Annotated in this window: 13 protein-coding genes and 3 tRNA genes; 4 read left to right on the top strand and 12 right to left on the bottom strand. The window is 67.5% G+C overall.

The window, feature by feature from the left end; translation table 11 throughout:
• Positions 1-20: 20 nt before the first annotated feature.
• The 3 genes from EHF44_RS11975 to gltX all read right to left on the bottom strand — a co-directional run bounded on the left by EHF44_RS11975 (position 21) and on the right by gltX (position 1784).
• Positions 21-96: transfer RNA gene (locus EHF44_RS11975), tRNA-Glu, on the bottom strand.
• An 8-nt stretch (positions 97-104) separates the two neighbouring features.
• Positions 105-180 (bottom strand) — tRNA-Ala (locus EHF44_RS11970).
• Between the two features lie 206 nt (positions 181-386).
• Positions 387-1784: a glutamate--tRNA ligase gene (gene gltX / locus EHF44_RS11965; protein WP_124683936.1), complete on the bottom strand. Its 1398-nt coding sequence runs from the start codon at positions 1782-1784 to the stop codon at positions 387-389.
• A gap of 208 nt (positions 1785-1992) precedes the next feature.
• Here gltX and EHF44_RS11960 point away from each other — a divergent pair, with 208 nt between their 5' ends.
• Positions 1993-2919, top strand: coding sequence for a patatin-like phospholipase family protein (locus EHF44_RS11960; RefSeq protein WP_124683935.1), 927 nt, complete (start codon positions 1993-1995; stop codon positions 2917-2919).
• A gap of 157 nt (positions 2920-3076) precedes the next feature.
• On the opposite strand, the gene EHF44_RS11955 is transcribed toward EHF44_RS11960, so the two are convergent.
• From EHF44_RS11955 to EHF44_RS11935, 5 genes are all read right to left on the bottom strand, one after another.
• Positions 3077-3754 carry a C40 family peptidase gene (locus tag EHF44_RS11955; RefSeq protein WP_124683934.1) on the bottom strand — a complete coding sequence of 226 codons (678 nt, stop codon included), beginning with the start codon at positions 3752-3754 and terminating at the stop codon, positions 3077-3079.
• A 347-nt stretch (positions 3755-4101) separates the two neighbouring features.
• Positions 4102-5691, bottom strand: a complete 1590-nt coding sequence (locus tag EHF44_RS11950; RefSeq protein ID WP_437340329.1) for an ABC transporter ATP-binding protein — start codon at positions 5689-5691, stop codon at positions 4102-4104.
• A 77-nt stretch (positions 5692-5768) separates the two neighbouring features.
• Positions 5769-6902 carry an ABC transporter permease gene (locus EHF44_RS11945; protein ID WP_124683932.1) on the bottom strand — a complete coding sequence of 378 codons (1134 nt, stop codon included), beginning with the start codon at positions 6900-6902 and terminating at the stop codon, positions 5769-5771.
• Positions 6899-7948 (bottom strand): microcin C ABC transporter permease YejB, encoded by a 1050-nt coding sequence (locus EHF44_RS11940; protein ID WP_124683931.1) that lies wholly within the window; start codon positions 7946-7948, stop codon positions 6899-6901. The genes EHF44_RS11945 and EHF44_RS11940 overlap by 4 nt, the downstream gene beginning before the upstream one ends.
• Positions 7949-7979: 31 nt before the next feature.
• On the bottom strand, positions 7980-9866 hold the full coding sequence (locus tag EHF44_RS11935; protein WP_124683930.1) for an extracellular solute-binding protein: 1887 nt from the start codon (positions 9864-9866) through the stop codon (positions 7980-7982).
• 214 nt (positions 9867-10080) lie between these two features.
• Here EHF44_RS11935 and fabI point away from each other — a divergent pair, with 214 nt between their 5' ends.
• Complete coding sequence (gene fabI / locus EHF44_RS11930) at positions 10081-10863, top strand: enoyl-ACP reductase FabI (RefSeq protein ID WP_124683929.1); 783 nt, start codon at positions 10081-10083, stop codon at positions 10861-10863.
• Between the two features lie 48 nt (positions 10864-10911).
• Here the strand turns inward: fabI and EHF44_RS11925 are convergent, their stop codons facing one another.
• Positions 10912-11808, bottom strand: a complete 897-nt coding sequence (locus EHF44_RS11925; protein ID WP_124683928.1) for a LysR family transcriptional regulator — start codon at positions 11806-11808, stop codon at positions 10912-10914.
• Between the two features lie 101 nt (positions 11809-11909).
• Between EHF44_RS11925 and EHF44_RS11920 the strand changes: the two genes are divergently transcribed.
• Positions 11910-13883: an alkyl/aryl-sulfatase gene (locus EHF44_RS11920; RefSeq protein ID WP_124683927.1), complete on the top strand. Its 1974-nt coding sequence runs from the start codon at positions 11910-11912 to the stop codon at positions 13881-13883.
• A 27-nt stretch (positions 13884-13910) separates the two neighbouring features.
• Entirely contained in the window at positions 13911-15557 is a 1647-nt protein-coding gene (locus EHF44_RS11915; RefSeq protein ID WP_124683926.1) for a GMC family oxidoreductase, read from the top strand.
• Between the two features lie 70 nt (positions 15558-15627).
• Here the strand turns inward: EHF44_RS11915 and EHF44_RS11910 are convergent.
• From EHF44_RS11910 to EHF44_RS11900, 3 genes are all read right to left on the bottom strand, one after another.
• Positions 15628-15704: transfer RNA gene (locus EHF44_RS11910), tRNA-Arg, on the bottom strand.
• Positions 15705-15797: 93 nt separating this feature from the next.
• Positions 15798-16451: a class I SAM-dependent methyltransferase gene (locus EHF44_RS11905; RefSeq protein WP_124683925.1), complete on the bottom strand. Its 654-nt coding sequence runs from the start codon at positions 16449-16451 to the stop codon at positions 15798-15800.
• A gap of 123 nt (positions 16452-16574) precedes the next feature.
• The gene (locus tag EHF44_RS11900; protein WP_124683924.1) at positions 16575-17849 is read right to left on the bottom strand and encodes a GGDEF domain-containing protein; all 1275 of its coding nucleotides are present in this window, start codon (positions 17847-17849) and stop codon (positions 16575-16577) included.
• Positions 17850-18158: the final 309 nt, after the last annotated feature.

The raw sequence follows: 18158 nt of genomic DNA, 5'->3' as shown, positions 1-18158 counted from the left end.
GTCTGGTTACGTCCAATGTCTGGCGTCCCCTAGGGGATTCGAACCCCTGTACTCACCGTGAAAGGGTGATGTCCTAGGCCTCTAGACGAAGGGGACAGAAACTTTGGTGGAGCTAAGCGGGATCGAACCGCTGACCTCTTGCATGCCATGCAAGCGCTCTCCCAGCTGAGCTATAGCCCCATAGTAACTGCCATTTACTACGCTTGCCGCCAGATTTACTGCTTTCCGGCGAAGCGGCGATTATAAATCAATCGCTGCGTTTTGCAAGTCCCTTTTTTCAGCTTTTCAACCGATCCGCTTGACTTGCGTCGTGCAGCAGGGAGAACGAGATTATGCTGAAGTCCCGGCCGGAGCGCAAGCCCCCGCCGAGACATTTCTGCACATTTTTACGCGGCGGCCAGGCGGCGCAGCACCGTGTCGCGGCCGAACAGTTCCAGCACCGCGTCGATGCTCGGCGTCTGCAGCTGCCCCGCCACCAGCAGGCGCACCGGCATGGCCAGTTTCGGCATCTTCAGCCCGAACTCGGCCAGCACGGCCTTGAACGTGGCGTTGATGGCCTCGCGCTTCCATTCCGGCAAGGCGGCCAGTTGCGTAGCCAGCGCCTGCAGCGCCGGACGGATCTCGTCGGTCAGGTGCTCGGCGCGCAGCGCGGCATCGGCCTGCGGCTCGCCGCGGTAGAACAGCAGCGCGGTTTGCGCCACGTCCTTCAACGTGTTCGCGCGGTCTTTGACCAGCGCCACCACGTCGGCCAGGCTGGCGCCCTCCACCTTGCCGCCCAGCGCCTCGATGAACGGGCGCGTCAGCTCGGCCAGGCGCGCGTTGTCGCCGGTCTTGATGTAGTGGTTGTTCAGCCAGGCGAGCTTCTCGGGGTTGTACTGCGCCGGCGACTTGCCCAGGTGGTCGAGGTCGAACCAGGCCACGAACTGCTCGCGCGTGAAGATTTCGGCGTCGCCGTGCGACCAGCCCAGCCGCGCCAGGTAGTTCAGCACGGCCTCCGGCAGGTAGCCCTCGTCGCGGTAACCGGTCACGGCCATCGCGCCGTGGCGCTTGCTCATCTTCTCGCCCTGCTCGTTCAGCACCGTGGGCAGGTGGGCGTAGACCGGCACGTCGCCGCCCAGCGCGCGGATGATGTTGATCTGGCGCGGCGTGTTGTTGACGTGGTCGTCGCCCCGGATCACGTGCGTGATCTTCATGTCGAGGTCGTCGATCACGACGCAGAAGTTGTACGTCGGCGTGCCGTCCGGGCGCGCGATCACCAGGTCGTCCAGCTCGTCGTTCGAGATCTCTATGCGGCCCTTGACCGCGTCATCCCACACCACGCTGCCGCCGATGGGGTTGCGGAACCGCACCACGGGCTGCACGCCTGCCGGCGGCTCGGGCAGCACCTTGCCCGGCTCCGGACGCCAGAAGCCGTTGTAGCGGGGCTTTTCGCCGGCAGCGCGCTGGGCCTCGCGCAGCGCGTCCAGTTCCTCGGTGCTCATGTAGCACGGGTAGGCCAGGCCGCTGTCGAGCATCTGGCGCACGATCTCGCGGTAGCGATCCATGCGCTGCATCTGGTAGAACGGACCCTCGTCGATGTCGAGTTCCAGCCAGGCCATGCTTTCCAGGATCACGTCGACCGCCTCCTGGGACGAGCGCTCGACGTCGGTATCCTCGATCCGCAGGATGAAATCGCCCTGCATGCGGCGGGCAAAGGCCCACGGATAGAGCGCGGAGCGGATGTTGCCAAGGTGGATGAAGCCGGTCGGGCTCGGCGCGAAGCGGGTGCGGACGCGTTGTGTCATGGTCGGAAGAAACAAAAAAGCCCGCGCACGGATGCGCGCAGGCCGGATTTCGTTGAACGCTGCATTATACGCGCTGCCTCTCTCGCCATTGGCGCGCGGAATCATTTATGCTGCCACCGGTCTGACACCGGGCGCATGCCTTCCGTCACCCGCCGCGACCGTCGCGATGCCCCGCGCATCACTTTCCGGCCTGTTTTCTTCCATCTCGATGCAACGACGACATTTCCTGGGCGCCTCCGCCGCGATGCTGCTGGCCGCCTGCTCGTTCGGCCCGAAGCCGGCCCCTACCCTGCCGCCCGTGGCCACCGCGCCGCCGCCGCGCCCGCTGCGCATCGGGCTGGCGCTGGGCGGCGGGGCCGCGCGCGGCTTTGCCCATATCGGCGTGATCAAGGCGCTGGAGGCCCAGGGCATCCACGCCGACATCGTCACGGGCACCAGCGCCGGCTCGGTGGTGGCCGCTCTCTACGCCACGGGCATGGACGGCTTCCAGCTCAACAAGCTGGCGCTGACGATGGACGAAGCAGCCATCGCCGACTGGGCGCTGCCGTTCGGCACCAGGTTCGGGGGCTGGCTCAAGGGCGAGGCGTTGCAGAACTACGTGAACCGGCTGGTCAAGAACCGGCCGATCGAGGCGATGAAGCTGCCGCTGGGCATCGTCGCCACGGACCTGAAGACCGGCGAGCGGATCGTGTTCAGGCGTGGCAATACCGGGCAGGCCGTGCGGGCGTCCAGCAGCGTGCCGGGCGTGTTCCAGCCGGTCTCGATCGCCGGGCACGACTACGTGGACGGCGGGCTGGTGGAGCCCGTGCCCGTGGATGCCGCGCGCGAGATGGGCGCCGATTTCGTGATCGCCGTGAACATCTCGGCCGACCCGTCCAGCCAGAAGAACAACGGGCAGAGCGGCGTGCTGCTGCAGACCACGGCCATCATGGGCCAGTCGATCAACCGGATGGCACTGGCGCGTGCCGACGTGGTGATCCGCCCCGACCTGCCCGACATGGGCGGCAGCGACTTTGCGTCGCGCAACCGGGCAATCCTGGCGGGCGAGCAGGCCACGTCGGCCGTGCTGGGCACCCTGCGCGACAAACTGGCGGCGGCTCGCCAGCGCCCTGCCGCCGCTGTCGCCACCCAGTAGCCGTCCGGCCGGCCCTGCGCGCCAGCCGTTGTCATCGCCGATGACAGAAAACGTCAGCGGCATGACAGACGGTGTCACCGGTGGCGGGGCGGCGCGGGCAACAAAAAAGGACTGCCGGGGCAGTCCTTTTCTTTTTGGCGCAGCGGTGCGGTGGGCGTCAGCCGCCCAGCATCGTGCGGCCCTGGGCGTTCGGATCGAAGCGCTTGAGCGTCTCGATCATGCTGCCCGTGTTCTCGACCGAACCCTTGGCCGAGTCGTCGATCCGGCGGGCGCCGTTGTAGCGCGTGACCCAGTACGACGCGCGCATGTCGTCGACGCGAATCTTGCTGCCGGTGGACGGCGCGTGCACGAACTTGTTGTCGCCAATGTAGATGCCGACGTGCGAGAACGTGTGGCGCATCGTGTTGAAGAACACGAGGTCCCCCGGGCGCAGTTCGTTGACCGCCACGGTGGTGCCCACCTGGCTCATTTCGACGGACCGGCGCGGCAACATGAAGCCGAAGGTGTCGTTGAACACGTAGCGGACAAAGCCGCTGCAGTCCAGGCCCGATTCGGGGCTGTTACCGCCAAAGCGGTAACGCACGCCAATCAGGCCCAGCGCGTTCATGACCAGGTCGCCAGCCTTGCTGGCAACGTTGCTGGTGGAGTTCATCACCGACGACAGCAAGCCACGCTTGCCTTCCGGATGCGCGTCCGTGCCATCGACACGGGCTTCGATCCGGGCGTCGGGGTCCTTGAACACCGTATCCGCCAGCACTCCATTCGACACAGTCGCACCGCAGGCAATGGCAATTCCGATAGCGGCGCGCGCCAGGGAATGAAGTACCGTTTGCATTGGCTCTCCTGATGATCGGACAAGGCTGACCGGCAAATCAGACAAAGCCGGACAGCGCGAAAACATCAGGGCGGATCGTACGCAAGAAGTACGCCAGCAGGACTGCACCAGCCGCGTGCAACAACGGCCTTCCCCAAGGCCAGCATGCGGCGGACGAACCACCCCCGTGAAAACTTATCGCGGGATAGTAAAGTACCGAACCTTGACGTGTCAAAGTTGGTTACAACTTTCCCGCATTTCGCTAGTAAATCAACGAACTACGACCCAAAACGTATTCTGTTTCTCGGAATCCTTATAAGGATTCCGTGTTACCGCCGCGTGACAAAGCGTGTTGCGGCGCACATCATTCAGGCCGCGCCCAACTGGGCCGCCGCCATCAACTTGCGCGTATACGGATGCTGCGGTGCCCCGAGCACGGTTTCGGTCTCGCCGGATTCCACCACTTCACCGTTTTTCATCACGATCACGCGGTGCGCCATCGCACGGATCACGGCCAGATCGTGGCTGATGAACAGGTAGCTGAGGTTGTACTTGTGCTGGAGTTGCGACAGGAGCGCCAGCACCTGCTGCTGAATCGACACGTCAAGTGCCGAAGTCGGCTCATCGAGCACCAGCACCTGCGGCTTCAGAATCAGCACCCGGGCGATGGCGATGCGCTGCCGCTGCCCGCCCGAGAACTCGTGCGGATACCGCCCCAGCGCGGTGCGGTCCAGCCCCACCTCCCGGAGCGCCTCGATCACGCGCTCGCGCATGGCCTCGCGCGTCAGCCCCGGCTGATGCAGCGCCAGCCCCTCGCCAACGATCTGCTCGATTGTCATGCGCGGCGACAGCGAGCCGAACGGGTCCTGGAACACCACCTGCATGCGCTTGCGCAGCGCGCTGCGCTCCTTCTGCGAGCAGGTGTCGAAGCTGCGACCCAGGAACTGGATCGCCCCGGCGCTCTTGCGCTGGAGCGCCAGCACCGTGTGGGCCAGCGTGGTCTTGCCCGACCCCGACTCGCCAACGATGCCCAGCGTCTCGCCCTCGCGCAGTTGCAGCGTGACGTCCTTGACCGCGGCGAACGCATCCTTGCCGAACCAGCCGGCGATGCCCGGCCGCTTCTTCTGGTAGTTGACCGACAGCCCATCGGTTTCCAGCAGCACCGGCGCCAGCGGCACCAGCGGCAGCACCTCGCGCCGCGGCCGGCTGTCGATCAGCTTGCGCGTGTACGGGTGGCGCGGATTGGCAAAAACCTCGGCCGTCTCGCCGGTCTCGACCAGCACGCCCTTTTCCATCACGCCCACCCGCTGCGCAAAGGCGCGCACCATGTTCAGGTCGTGCGTGATCAGCATCACGGCCATGCCGAACTCGGCCTGCAGGCTGCGCAGCAGGTCCAGGATCTGGGCGCGGATGGTGACGTCCAGCGCCGTGGTCGGCTCGTCGGCCAGCAGCAGCTTGGGCCGGCAGGCCAGCGCCATGGCGATCATCGCCCGCTGCCGCTGCCCGCCCGACAACTGGTGCGGAAAGCTGTTGAACCGGTTGGCCGCGTCACTGATGCCGGTGCGCTCCAGCAGCGCGATGGCCCGGTCGCGCGCGGCGCGGCGGTCCAGGTCCTCGTGCAGCGCCAGCGTCTCCACGATCTGGTTGCCGATCGTGTAGAGCGGGTTCAGCGCCGTCATCGGCTCCTGGAAGATCATGGCGATTTCCGACCCGCGGATGCGACGCATCTCGCGGTCGGACACCTCCAGCAGGTCCTTGCCCTCGAAGCGGATCGCGCCGTGGTAGTGCGCGTCCTCGACCAGCCGCAGCATGGCCAGCGCCGTCACGGTCTTGCCGGAGCCGGATTCGCCCACCAGCGCGTAGCGCTCGCCGGCGCGCAGGTCGAAGCTGACGTCGCGCACGGCGCGCGTGGCGTGCTCGCCCTCGCCGAACGTGACCGACAGGTGATCCACGCACATGAGCTGGGTGCCGGGCGCGGGAGCCTCCACCGGGTCCGGGAAGACGGGCGTGGGCGGCGTCATCGGGGTGGCCGTGCTCATGGCGTGGCCTCCGCGGCGGTACCGCCGGCCGGTACCTTCGGCTCCACGCGGCCGCGCAACTGGGCCAACCCCAGGCGCGTGTCGAAGGCGTCGCGCAGCGCGTCACCCATGAAGGTCAGCAGCAGCAGCGTCACCACCAGCACCGCGAACGTCGACAGCGAGATCCACCACGCGTCCAGGTTGCCCTTGCCCTGGGCCAGCAGCTCGCCCAGGCTCGGGGTCGTCGGCGGCACGCCCAGCCCCAGGAAATCGAGGCTGGTCAGCGCCAGGATGGCCGCGCTCATGCGGAACGGCAGGAACGTGATGACCGGCGTCAGGCTGTTGGGCAGGATGTGGCGCCACATGATCTGGACGTTCGACAAACCCAGCGCCCGCGCCGCCTTGACGTAGTCCAGAGACCGGTTGCGGTAGAACTCGGCCCGCACGTAGTCCGACAGCCCCATCCAGCCGAACAGCGACAGCAGGATGATCAGCAGCGCCAGGCTCGGCTCGAAGATCGACGCGAAGATGATCAGCAGGTACAGCTCGGGCATCGAGCTCCAGATCTCAATGGCCCGCTGCGACACCAGGTCGAAGCGCCCGCCAAAGAAGCCCATCAGCGCGCCGGTCAGCGTGCCGATCAGCACCCCGATCACGGTCAGCGCCAGCCCGAACAGCACCGACACCCGAAAGCCGTACAGCAGGCGCGCCAGCACGTCGCGTCCCCGGTCGTCGGTGCCGAGCCAGTTGTCGGCCGACGGCGGCGCCGGGTTCGGCTCCTTGGCGAAGTAGTTGATGGAATCGTACGAGTACCGGTTGGGCGGGAAAATGGCGAAATTGCCATTCGACGTGATGCGGTCACGGATGAACGGGTCCAGATAGTCCGTGCGCGTGGGAAAGTCGCCGTCGAACGTCGTCTCCGGGTAGACCTTGACGATCGGGAAGTAGTACTCGCCCTTGTAGCGCACCACCAGCGGGCGGTCGCTGGACAGCAGCTCGGCGCCCATGCTGAGCACGAACAGGATCACGAACAGCACCAGGCTCCAGTAGCCCAGCCGGTTGCGCCGGAAGCGCTGCCACGCGCGCTGGCGCGGCGACAGGGAATGCGGCAGGCCGTTGCCCGCCACGGCGTGCTTGGGGCCGAAGCTCATCGGTGCATCCCCTCGAAATGAATGCGCGGATCGACCATCACGTAGCAAACGTCCGAGATCAGGCGCGTGACCAGCCCGATCAGCGTAAACAGGTACAGCGTGCCCAGCACCACCGGGTAGTCGCGGCGCAGCACGGCTTCATAGGACAGCAGGCCCAGGCCGTCGAGCGAAAACAGCGTCTCGATCAGCAGCGACCCGGTGAAGAACGCGCCGATGAACGCGGCCGGAAAGCCGGTGACCAGCGGGATCAGCGCGTTGCGGAACACGTGCTTCCAGAGCACCCGCCGCTCGGACAGCCCCTTGGCGCGGGCGGTCAGCACGTACTGCTTGCGGATTTCCTCCAGGAACGCGTTCTTGGTCAGCATCGTCACCACCGCGAAGCTGCCGACGACCGACGCGGTGATCGGCAGCACCAGGTGCCACAGGTAATCCATCACCTTGCCCATCAGCGAAAGCTGCTCCCAGTCGTCGGACGTCAGCCCGCGCAGCGGGAACCATTGGACGAACGTGCCCCCGCCGAACAGCACCAGCAGCAGCACGCCCAGCACGAAGCCGGGAATGGCGTAGCCCACCAGCACGATCATGCTGCTGATGACGTCGAACCGGCTGCCTGCCCGGATCGCCTTGGAAATGCCCAGCGGCACCGATATCAGGTAGGTCAGGAAGAACGTCCAGAGCCCCAGGCTGACCGATACCGGCAGCTTCGACTTGACCAGCTCCCAGACGCTGCGGTGCTGGAAGTAGCTCTGGCCCAGGTCGAACTGGGCAAACCGCTTGAGCATCATCAGGTAGCGCTCCAGCGGCGGCTTGTCGAAGCCGTAGAGCGCCTGGATCTCCTTGATCTTCTCGGGGTCCACGCCGCGCCGGCCGCGGTATTCCGCCCCGCCGCCGCTGGCCTCGCCGGCGCCGCCGCGGCCTTTCATTTCGAGCATCATCTGCTCGACCGGGCCACCGGGCACGAACTGGATCACGACGAAGGTCAGCGTCACCACCCCGACCAGCGTCGGGATCATCAGCAGGATGCGCTTGAGCAGATAGGCGAGCATTGGCCGTCCGTAAGGGGTGCGGGTGACTGGATTACTGGGTCTTCGGCGCCAGGTCGCGGCGCCACCAGCTCGACAGGATCCAGCCCTCGGCGGTGTAGTAGTACGGCAGGCGCGTCGGATAGCCGAGCTCCTTGCGGTACGACACACGGTGGAAGGCACTGTACCAGTTCGGCACGATGTAGTAGCCATGCATCAGCACGCGGTCCAGCGCGCGGCCGGCGGTCACCAGTTCCTCGCGGCTTTCGGCGTGCAGCACGGCGTCCACGAGCTTGTCGATGGCCGGCGACTTCACGCCGAACAGGTTGTCGGACCCCGGCGTGGTGGCCGCCTCGGACGAGAACCGGTCGCGCAGTTCGTTGCCCGGGCTCTGCGAGTCCGGGAAGCGGATCGACACCATGTCGAAATCGAAGTCTTCCAGCCGCTTCTGGTACAGCGCGAAGTCGGTGGTGCGCTGGTGCACCTGGATGCCGAGCTTTTCCAGGTTGCGCACGTAGGCCGTGATCACGCGGCTCATGGCGCCGCCGTCGTCCAGGAACTCGAACACCATCGCCTCGCCCTTGGCGTTGCGCAGCGCGCCGTCGTCGTAGGTCCAGCCGGCCTGGGCCAGCAGGCGGCGGGCCTCGCGCAGGTTGTCGCGCAGCGAGCGCGGCGGATTGGTGCTGGGCTGCACCACCTCGGCGCCGAATACCTCGGGCGGCAGCTGGCTGCGCAGCGGGTCCAGCAGCTTCAGCTCGCCGGCGCCCGGCTTGCCGTCGAACGTGGCGCTGGCGGCCAGGTCGCTGTTCGAGAACCAGCTATCGAGCCGCTTGTAGGCGCCGTAGAACAACTGGCGATTCAGCCATTCGAAGTCGAGCGCCAGGATCAGCGCCCGGCGCACGCGCACGTCCTGGAACATCGGCTTGCGCATGTTCATCACGAAGCCCTGCATGCCGGCGCCATTGCGGTGCGGGAATTCGGTCTTGATCAGCGCCCCGTCGCGGAAGCGCGTGCCGACGTAGCTCTTGGCCCAGTTCTTCGACCGGTACTCGACGATGGCGTCGAACTCGCCCGCCTTGTACGCCTCCAGCTTGGCCGTCTCGTCCTTGTAGAGCCGGTAGACCACCCGCCCGAAGTTGAACGTGCCGCGCCGGACGTTGAGGTTCTTGCCCCAGTAGTTGGGGTCGCGCTGGAACACGATGCCGCGGCCGGCGTCGTAGCGTTCGATCTTGTACGGGCCGCTGGTGATCGGCGCCTCGAAGGTCAGCTTCTCGAACGGCACCTTGGCGGTCCATTTTTTCGAGAACACGGGCAGTTGGCCGACGATCAGCGGCAATTCGGCGTTGCGTTGCTTGAAGTCAAACCGGATCGAGCGTTCGCCGGTCACCACCACGCCCTTCACGTCGGTACACATGCTGCGGTAGCCGGGGCTGGCGGCCTTGCTCATCAGCATGTCGTACGAATACTTGACGTCGGACGCCAGCACCGGGTCGCCATTGACGAAGCGCGCCTCGGGGCGGATGTGGAAGGTGACCGACAGCCTGTCCGGCGCCACGGTCACGTCGTTAGCCAGCAGGCCGTAGGCGCTGGCCGACTCGTCGGCGCTGCTGATCAGCAGCGTCTCGAACATCAGCGCGGTCAGGCCCGGCGCGGACGTGCCCTTGAGCGTGAACGGGTTGAACTTGTCGAAGCTGGTGCGGCGGTCGGGGTTGGCCAGCGTCAGCGTGCCGCCCATCGGGGCGTTCGGGTTGACGTAGTCGAAATTGGCAAAGTCGGCCGGATACTTCAGGTCGCCGTGCAGCGCAAAGCCGTGCGCGGCATGCCCCGCTGCGGGAAAACCCCAAGCCAGCACGAATGACAGTGCCAGCGCCCATTGCACTACCGCGCGTCGACGGAAGCACTGCCCTGCCGCCAGACGCGGCCAACGTGCGTGAATCAGCATCCGGTTGCAGACCTCCACAATGCCCGAGACAGCCCGGCGGCTTGTGGCCGGGCGAAGTTGTGCGACAATTTTACATGCGTTCGGGTGGCGCCCAGCCATCCGGACATTCCCTTTACGCGGCGCAACAAACTGCGGGCCAATGTGCCCGCCGTGCACCGGACACGGGCCTGTGCACGAAGCATGCCCGTCCTCACAAAACGATCTTGGAGAAACTATGGGATTTCTGGCAGGTAAGCGGATCCTGATCACGGGCTTGCTTTCGAACCGTTCCATCGCCTACGGCATCGCCTCGGCCTGCAAGCGCGAAGGCGCCGAGCTGGCCTTTACCTACGTCGGCGAGCGATTCAAGGACCGCATCACGGACTTCGCCAAGGAATTCGGCTCCGACATGATCTACGAATGCGACGTCGGCAGCGACGAGCAGATCGCCGCCACGTTCGCCGCATTGGGGCAGCGCTGGGAAAAATTCGACGGTCTGGTGCATTCGATCGGCTTTGCCCCGCGTGAAGCCATTGCCGGCGACTTCCTGGAAGGGCTGTCGCGCGAGGGCTTCCGCATCGCCCACGACATCTCCGCCTACAGCTTCCCCGCGCTGGCCAAGGCCGCCCTGCCGTTGCTCAACGACAAGGCATCGCTGCTGACGCTGACCTACCTGGGCGCCGAGCGCGTGGTGCCGAACTACAACACGATGGGCCTGGCCAAGGCGTCGCTGGAAGCCAGCGTGCGGTACCTGGCGTCGGCGGTGGGCCCGCGCGGCATCCGCGCCAACGGCATCTCGGCCGGCCCGATCAAGACGCTGGCCGCCTCGGGCATCAAGGACTTCGGCCGCCTGCTCAAGCATTTCGAGGACGTGGCCCCGATGCGCCGCAACGTGACGATCGAGGAAGTGGGCAACGTGGCCGCCTTCCTGCTGTCGGACCTGTCCAGCGGCGTGACCGGCGAGATCACCTACGTCGACGGCGGCTACAACATCGTCGGCACGGCGGTCGACGAGTAAGCCTTACCGGCCTGGTTTGCCAAGGCGTCCCCAGCGGGACGCCTTTTTTCATGCCTGCGCCACGGCCTGCAGCACCGCCACGGCACGCGCCGCGGCCGGTGACAGCGTGCGCTGGGCCAGCCGGACGATGGCGAACTGCATCGTCACGGCCGGCAGTTCGGGAATATCCAGCGCCACCAGCCGCCCCGCCTCCACCTCGTCGCGCACGGCCCGGGCGGGCGCCAGCAGCAGTGCGTCGGCGTGCCGCACCAGGTGGGTCAGCGCGCGGAAATCGTTGCTTTCGACCTGAAACGGCATGTCCTCGCCAGGCTTGCAGCGCAGCAGCTTGCGCAGCCGTTCGTGCGTTTCTGGCGGAAATACGACCGAAACCAGCGCCGACGCGCGCAGCGTGGCCAGGTCCACCGGCCCGGCCGCCAGCGGATGCCCGGTGCGGACGAACACCCCGCCCGGCCCGGGCGGCAGCCGTTCCACCTCCAGCTCGGCGGCCGTCGGCACCGTGCCGTGCTCGATCACGACGAAATCGACCTGCTCAGCGTGCAGCGCGTCCAGCAACGCCACCGGATGGCTGACCTCGGTGGCGATCCGCAGCTTGGGCCACTGGCGGTGCAACTGGCACAGCAGCTCAGGCAGCAGGATGGCCGCCGGAAACGCGCCGAGCCCGATCTGCACGCTGCCGATCTCGTGCTGCCGCACCAGCGCCAGATCGCGCGCCAGGCATTTCGACTCGAACAGGATGCGGCGCGCCCGCTCGGCCACCATCCGGCCCACGGCCGTCAGCGTCACGCCGCGCGCGCCACGGTCGAACAGTACCGCGCCGGCTTCTTCCTCCAGCGCCTGGATGCTGCGCGTCAGCGCGGGCTGGCTCAGGTGCACGCGCCGCGCGGCGGCCGCCAGCGAGCCCTCTTCCACCACCGCCACCAGATGCTCCAGCCGCCTCAGATTCATATATGCACCTTACGCATGTCTGCGATAGATAATTTGCAATTGAATTATAGGTGCGGCGCGCATCCAATAGACGCTTCCCTTCTTCGATGAGCCAATTCGCCATGCGCCTTGTCCGCACTGCCATGCTGGTTGCCACCACCCTGACGATGTCCGCCGCGCTGGCCGCGCCCGGGCCGGCCACGCCGCTCACGGCCCAGTCGAATGCCGAATGGCTACAGCGCCTGCCGTTCTCGGACCGCGCCGACTACGCCGATGCCCAGCGCGGGCTGGTGGCGCGCTTTCCGCAGCGGTCCATCCTGGCCGCCGACGGCACCCCGGCCTGGGACTTCGACGCCTACGCGTTCGAGTCGGGCGACGCCCCGCCCACGGTCAACCCCAGCCTGTGGCGGCTGGCGCAACTCAACAACGAGGCCGGCCTGTTCAAGGTGACGGACCGCGTGTACCAGATCCGCGGCGCCGACCTGGCGAACATGAACATCATCGAAGGCGACACCGGGCTGATCGTCATCGACACCCTGCTCACCGCCGAGACCGCCCGCGCGTCGCTGGACCTCTACTACGCGCACCGCCCGCGCAAGCCGATCGTGGCCGTGATCTACACCCACAGCCACATCGACCATTTCGGCGGCGTGCGCGGCATCGTCGACGAGGCCGACGTCAAGTCCGGCAAGGTGGACATCATCGCGCCCCACGGCTTCATGGAGGAGGCGGTCAGCGAGAACGTGCTGGCCGGCAGCGCCATGAGCCGGCGGGCGCAGTACATGTACGGCACGCAGCTGCCGCGCAGCGCCACGGGCCAGGTGGATACCGGCCTGGGCAAGGGCACCGCGCGCGGCACGATGACGCTGCTGGCGCCCACCTCGCTGGTCACCCGGCCGGTGGAGGTGCGCCGCATCGATGGCGTCGACGTCGAGTTCCAGCTCACGCCCGGCACCGAGGCCCCGGCGGAGATGAACGTCTACCTGCCGCAGTTCCGCACGCTCTGCATCGCCGAGAACGCGGTGCGCACCCAGCACAACGTGCTGACGCTGCGCGGCGCGCAGGTGCGCGATGCCAAGGGATGGTCGTACTTCCTGGCGCAGGCGCTGCTGCGCTACGGCGAGCGCACCGACGTGCTGATCGGCCAGCACCACTGGCCCACCTGGGGCCGCACCCGCATCGTCGAGCTGCTGTCCGACCAGCGCGACATGTACGCCTACCTGAACGACCAGACGCTGCGCCTGATGAACCAGGGCTACACGCCGCTGGAGATTGCCGACCAGCTCAGGACGCTGCCCCAGCCGCTGGCCAGCAAATGGTATGCGCGCGACTACTACGGCTCGGTCAGCCACAACGTGCGCGCCGTCTACCAGCGCTACCTGGGCTTCTACGACGGCAACCCGGCCCACCTGAATCCGCTGCCGCCGGTGCAGGCCGCGCGCAAGACGATCGAATGGATGGGCGGCCCCGACGCCGTGCTGGCCCGGCTGCGCGACGCCTACGCGCGCGGCGAATACCGCTGGGTCAGCCAGATCGGCAACGAGCTGGTCTTCGCGGACCCGTCGAACGCGGCCGCGCGGGCGCTGCAGGCCGACGCGCTGGAGCAGCTTGGCTACCAGAGCGAGAACGCCACCTGGCGCAACATCTACCTGACCGGCGCCCAGGAACTGCGCGACGGCGTGGCCCGGCCCAGCAAGGGCGCCACCAGTTCGTCGGACATGGTGCGGGCGCTGACCGTACCGAACTTTTTCGATTTCCTGGCAGTGCGCCTGAACGCCGACAAGGCCGCCGGCAAGACGCTGACGCTGAACTGGCAGTTCACCGACCTGAAGCAGCGCTACGCGATGACGCTGCGCAACAGCGCGCTGACCTACGTGGCCGAGGCCCAGCACGCCCAGCCCACCGCCACGGTCACGCTGACCAAGGCGACGCTGGACCAGATCAGCCTCAAGCAGCTCACGCTGCCGCAGGCGATGCAGTCGGGAGCCATCCGGATAGACGGCAATCCGCAGGCCGTGTCAGGCTTGTTCGGCATGCTGGACACGTTTGACAGCAACTTCGCCATCGTGACGCCGCGCAGCGTCCCACAACAATAAGACCCCTCGCGGACGGAGACAGACACCATGGGCCCCACCCACTTCGACTACATCATCGTTGGCGCCGGCTCGGCCGGCTGCGCGCTGGCCGGACGGCTGGCGGACCGGCCGGACCTCTCGGTGGCCCTGCTCGAAACCGGGCCCGACGACCACCACCCGAGCGTCTGGACGCCGCTTGCCATCGCCCGGACCGTGCCCCACCCCGGCCCGCGCAACTACGGCTTGCGCACGGTGCCGCAGGCCGGCCTCAACGGCCGCGAGTCGTACCAGCCGCGCGGCCGGGGGCTGGGCGGCAGTTCGTCGATCAACGCGATGCTCTACGTGCGCGGCCATCGCTCCGACTACGACCGCTGGGCCGCGCTTGGCTGCGAGGGCTGGGGCTACGACGACGTGCTGCCCTACTTCCGCCGCAGCGAATGCAACCAGCGCAACGCCGGCCGCGACGACGCCTGGCACGGCGGCAGCGGCCCGCTGCACGTGAGCGACCTGCGCACGCCCAACCCGTTCTCGCGGCGTTTTGTGCAGGCCGCCGCCCAGGCCGGGCTGCCGGTCAACGACGACTTCAACGGGCCGGAGCAGGAAGGCGTGGGCCTCTATCAGGCCACGCAGTTCAACGGCGAACGCTGGAACGCGGCGCGCGCCTACCTGCATCGCGGCAACCGGGGCGACGCAGGCCACAACGGCGGCCGCCAGAACCTCTGCGTGATGACCGGCACCCAGGCGCTGCGCATCGTCTTCGAGGGCAAGCGGGCGGTGGGCGTGGCGGTATCGCAAGGCGGCCAGACGCGGACGCTCTACGCGCGGCGGGAGGTCATCGTCAGCAGCGGCGCGTTCCATTCGCCGCAGTTGCTGATGGCCTCGGGCATCGGCCCGGCCGATCACCTGCGCAGCGTTGGGGTGGACGTGGTGCACGACCTGCCGGGTGTCGGCCAGAACCTGCAGGACCACCTGGACATCATCATCGGCAAGCCGGTGGCGTCGTGGCACCTCTATGGCTACTCGCTGCGCGGCGTGGCGCGGATGGCGGGCGAGGTCATGCGCTATCGCTGGCGCCGCACGGGCATGCTGGCCTCGCCGGTGGCCGAGGCCGGCGCGTTCGTCAAGACCCGGCCCGGGCTGGACGCGCCCGACCTGCAGCTCCACTTCGCGCCCGCGCTGCTGGGCAACTCCAACGTGTTGCGCAACGGCCGGCCCGGGCATGGCTATTCGTGCCACGCGTGCGTGCTGCGTCCCGAGAGCCGGGGCACGGTACAACTGCGGTCGGCGGACATGCGCGAGGCGCCGCTGATCGACCCGCGCTTTTTGTCGGCATCGGCGGACCTGGACGGCATGGTGGCCGGCGTGCGGCTGATGCGCCGAATCTTCGCGCAGGCGGCGCTGGCCGACGCCGGCGGCACCGATCCGCTGCGGGACCTGCTGGGCGACGGCGATGGCGATGACGCAGCCATCCGCGACTTCATCCGCAACCACGCCGACACCATCTACCACCCCGTGGGCACCTGCAAGATGGGCGTCGACGCGATGGCGGTGGTCGATCCGCAACTGCGCGTGCGGGGCGTGCAAGCGTTGCGCGTGGTCGATGCGTCGGTCATGCCCACGCTGATCGGCGGCAACACCAACGCGCCGACGATCATGATCGCCGAGCGCGCGGCAGACCTGCTGGCGGCGGCCTGACAAGGGCGGCACCAAGGGCGACGGGCAAGCGGGGAAAGAGGGGGAAAAAAGGAAAGGAAGGAAAGAAAGCTGGCCCGCCCTAGAGGATTCGAACCTCTGACCGCTCGCTTAGAAGGCGAGTGCTCTATCCAACTGAGCTAAGGGCGGATAACCATGCCCACGGGCGGGGCCTGCCTTGCCATGGCGGCAAGGCAGGCATTCTACCGCAGCGCCTGCGCCAGGGGAACGCCGGCGGCGCCGCTATGCCGGGTGTTTCTGCAGGATGAACTCGATGGCACACTCGGCCGACGGCGTGCGCGTCTGGTCGAAGCTGCCGTCCAGCAGGCTCGGCCGCACGCCGATGTCGACGCGGAAGATCGACAGCGGCGTGACCGCGTCGGAGATCGCGCGGACGAAGTCGAGCACGTTGATCGACACCGGCGACCACGACCGCATCTTGAACATCGTGAACGTGTGCTTGTGGTCGGAGTTGAAGCGCGACGGCCAGTGGCCCTGCTCGTACAGGTCCTCGTCGGGCACCTGGATCACCAGGTAGCCGCCCGGCTTGACCACGCGGATCCAGTGGCGGATGGCCACGGACGGGTCCACCACATGCTCCAGGCAGTGCGACGAGTAGACGAAATCGAACGAGGCGTCGGGCACCCGTTCCAGGTACTGGGCGTCGCCGTGCTGCCTGTCGAAGACGAAGACATGGCGCATGGCGGGAAACATTTCGGCAAAGAGCGCGATGGAGTCGATGCCGCCGCCCACGTCGAGCCCGTCGCCGACGAAATAGCGCGTGGCGTAGCGCGAATCATGCACGCGCCGCAGGATCGAGATCGAGGTCGCCCCAGGAATGTTCTGCTGAATCCGCCGCGGCTGGTCGGCGGCGTGTTCCGGTCGGATGATGTCCATGGATGTTCGCGCGTGGCGCGTGTAGTTGACCCGCGCCATCTTTAGCACCGCCGGACGCGGGCTTGAATCGGAAATCCACGAAATTGGCATCAGCCGCCCCAGGGTGCGCCCCTGGGGCCGGGGTCAGGACGGCTCGCGCTCGCGCACGCGCGGCCGGCGCGGCATGCCGACGGCCTCGGCGGCGTCGTGCGACGACACGCAGTTGCGGCCCATCTGCTTGGCGTCGTAGAGCGCGCGGTCGGCGCGGCGCATCATCGCGTCGGCGTTCTCGCCGGGCTGGCGCTCGGCCATGCCGATGCTGACCGTGTACGCGATGGCGTCCGGCTCCGACGGGCACGGCGTGGACCGGACCATCGCGCTCAGCCGCACGCTGATGGCGCGGCCGGTTTCCAGCGTCGTGTCGGGCATGGCGATCGCGAATTCCTCGCCGCCCAGCCGGCCGATCACGGCCCGCGCCGGCGCCGCCTTGCGCAGCAGGCCGGCAAAGTGGCGCAGCACGCTATCGCCGGCCAGGTGCCCGTACAGGTCGTTGATGGCCTTGAAGTGGTCCAGGTCGATGAACGCCACGGTGAACGGCGCGCGCTGGCGCTCGGCCTGCTTGCAGGCGTCCTCCAGTTCTTCCCAGAAGGCGCCGCGCGACAGCACGTCGGTCAGGTCGTCGTGCCGGGCCCGGCGTTCGATGATGCGGCGCAGCCGGTCGTGCGCCATCAGCGCAAAGCTGACCGACAGGCCCACCACGCCGAACACGAAGCAGAGCGTGATGCTGTCCCGCTCGTCCGGCGCCAGCAGCGGGTGGCCGTCGACCAGCGTCGAAAGCGGCGCCCAAGCCTGCGCGGCGGCGATGACCGTGCAGGCCAGCGCCACCAGCGTCAGCGACAGCACGGCCAGCCGCCCGGTGCCCCGCTTGAGCGGCAGGCGAGGCAGCGTGACGCGGATCATTTCCAGCAACAGCAGCATCTGGATGACCGACGCGGCCAGCATCAGCCCCGCCACGGCGGCGGGCGACGCCACGTCGGCCAGGATGGGCGGCAGCGCCTGCGGCGCGACGCCAGCCATGCCCAGGCCGGCATGCAGCCCCAGCCCGACCAGGCCCGGCAGGTTCAGCACCATGAGCACCGCGGCCCGCCCGGGCTTGCCGACGAAATGGCGCGTACCGTGGACCATCATCGACAGGCCGAGCGTCAGCGCCAGCTCCGGCGCGGCGGCCAGCGGCCAGCCGGGCCGGTAGGCATGGACGGCCAGCAGCCCCGCGGCCACGGTCACGACCAGATCGCCGAGCGCCCACGACGTGAGCCCGCTGCGCTCCATACCGGCCGAGCGCCGCAACACGGCACAGACGATCGCCATCTGCAGCGCGAACAACGCTGCGATCAGCACCACCACCTGCGACTGAAACATCTTTATTCCCGTTCACAAAGGCACTTCCGGTGCTCCGCACGCACCTGCCAGCCTTTCTATTGCGGCCTGCGAACAGCCGTCCTTATGGTTTCCGCGGGTCCGGCAGCCCATCGGCCCCCGACGCGCAGGCATCGATGGCGAGGGGATGGCTCAGGCAATGTCCGGCCGCCCGCGTCGCAAGCGGGGGGTGGCACGCCATAGTTGTGATAGTGGGACCTGGTCCGGGTGGGCACAGCAATGCCAGGCGCGAATCGCCGGGTCGGACCGTTGCGGTGTGCGGATTATGTCAGCGCGCCGTCTCAAGTCAAG

Source organism: Cupriavidus pauculus (genome assembly GCF_003854935.1).
GTDB classification, from domain to species: Bacteria; Pseudomonadota; Gammaproteobacteria; order Burkholderiales; family Burkholderiaceae; genus Cupriavidus; species Cupriavidus pauculus_C.
This window is presented reverse-complemented; position numbering and strand designations above follow the sequence as displayed.